This is a genomic window from Streptomyces sp. NPDC055078, assembly GCF_053607985.1.
On record NZ_JBSGUP010001025.1, the window covers coordinates 1 to 1,824 of the forward strand.

The 1,824-nt window shown below is 69.7% G+C and carries 2 protein-coding genes; both read right to left on the bottom strand.

Annotated elements, in window-relative coordinates:
- Window positions 1–24: 24 nt before the first annotated feature.
- On the bottom strand, window positions 25–285 hold the full coding sequence (locus tag ACWF94_RS39775; RefSeq protein WP_453500058.1) for a hypothetical protein: 261 nt from the start codon (window positions 283–285) through the stop codon (window positions 25–27).
- A partial coding sequence (locus ACWF94_RS39780) for an RHS repeat-associated core domain-containing protein (protein ID WP_453500060.1) occupies window positions 282–1,824 on the bottom strand: 1,543 nt, incomplete at its 5' end. The genes ACWF94_RS39780 and ACWF94_RS39775, both read right to left, overlap by 4 nt.

The window sequence follows — 1,824 nt, forward strand, 5'->3', positions numbered from 1 at the left end:
GCGCATGAGTGCGTCAGTGCCGCCTCACCCGGTCCGGCGGCGTGCCCGCAGGCGTTCGGGTACGCGCCCCTGCAACAGGCCGGCCTGTGTGAAGGCGAACGCTCCGAAGGTCGCCGGGAACTGGCCGGTGCTCCTGGCCCACATCCACAGGGCGGGGACGAGGACCGCGAAGGCCGCGAGTCCGCGTACCGCGTCGTGGCGGGGGGCTCCGGGGCCCACGGCGACGACGATCGTCACCAGCCCGGCGGCCAGGGCGCCGATCAGCAGGGCGAGTAATGCGGTCACTTGCAGAAGCCCTTCTTGTAGAACCAGACTTTCACGCCGCTGCGGAAGTACCGTTTGGTCGCCGCGACGCAGTAGCCGCGATTGGCCATCCGGTCGATGATGAACCAACTTACCGTCAGAGCGAAGGCGATCGCGGTTCCGTACCCGGGAATGAAGAACGCCGCGCCGATGGCGACCCACATGCCCGCCGCCACGTCGCTGGTACCCCTCTTGTTGAACTTGATCGTGACGGAGGTCCAGCCCCAGGAGACCTTGGCTTGGCGGTAGGCCCCTGAGATGTCCGATCCGTTCCGTGGGTCCTGGCCCGCGTAGTCGTAGGCGCCTGTCGTCGTGGACGGAATCGGATCCTGCTGGAGGAACCGTCCGCCGGCCGGGTGGTAGAGCCGGATGCCCATGAGGGTCAGCCCGGAGACCGTCTCGGTGGAACGCTGGTGGGCGCCCATCCAGCCGTACCGGGAGGCCGGCTGACCTGCCCGGGGGACGCCGAATTCGTCCGCGTCCAGCGCGACGGGGGCCGTGGCGGGGTCGAGGGGGAGCTGGAGAGCGACATCGCCGTGGATGTTCGTGAGCTGGAGTACGGTGTCGCCGGTCCTGCTCGTTGTCGCGGACAGTTGGCTGGCTGCCGAGTCGACCATGCGGGTCAGGGTTCCGGCAGTGGTGTCCTCGACGATCCACCGGGGGCTGTCACAGGCGCAGGAGTAGTGGTTGACCTTGGACGCTGTCTGGGTCCAGGTGCTGCCGCCACCGGTCTCCACCGTCCAGGAGCGGGCGCGCATGGCGGAGTCGAGCTGGAAGGTCTGCCGCTTGCCGCCGGCGGTCAGCCGATGGGCGCGGTCGTTGGCGTAGTAGCTGTTCGTACTGCCGGGCAGGGCGGTCGTGCGGCCGAAGGCGTCGTAGGAGTAGCCGGAGTCCACGAGCCGGTCGGCGCTGTCGTAGGTGTGGTTCGCCGTGGTTCCTCCCGTGGCGGAGCAGTCAGCGCCGGGGGTGCCGGCGGCGGAGGTGACGGAGGTGCGGTTGGAGCGGGCATCGAGGGCGTAGGAGCGCCGGGTGCAGACCGTGTCGTGGGTGTCGTCGACCGATACGATGCGGCCGGCCCGGTCGTACCGGTAGGACTGGTCCGACCAGCCGGCGGCCTTGGTCACCTGCCCTCGGGCGGACCGGGTGACGCTGTCGGAGTAGACCACGGCCGCGTCACTGTCGCGGGTGTACGTCCGGGCGCTCACCTGGCCCGCGGGGTCGGTGATCTGCCGCAGGGAGTACCCGCCGGGCAGCCCTTCCCCGCTCACGCCGCCGTCGGCGTCGTAGGTCGTGCTGAAGGTTCCGGCGACGGAATCGGTGGTGCCCGTCGGCAGACCGCGGGGCTCGGCGGTCTGGTCGTAGGCGTAGGTGACGGTGGAGGGACTGTTGTCGGTGATCTTGACGGGACGGTTCAGCAGGTCGTACTCGGTCCGTGTGACGCCGCCGTCCGCGTCGGTGTAGGAGATCTGCCGTCCGAGCCGGTCGAACGCCACCGTGACCGTTCCGCCGGTTGGCGAGGAG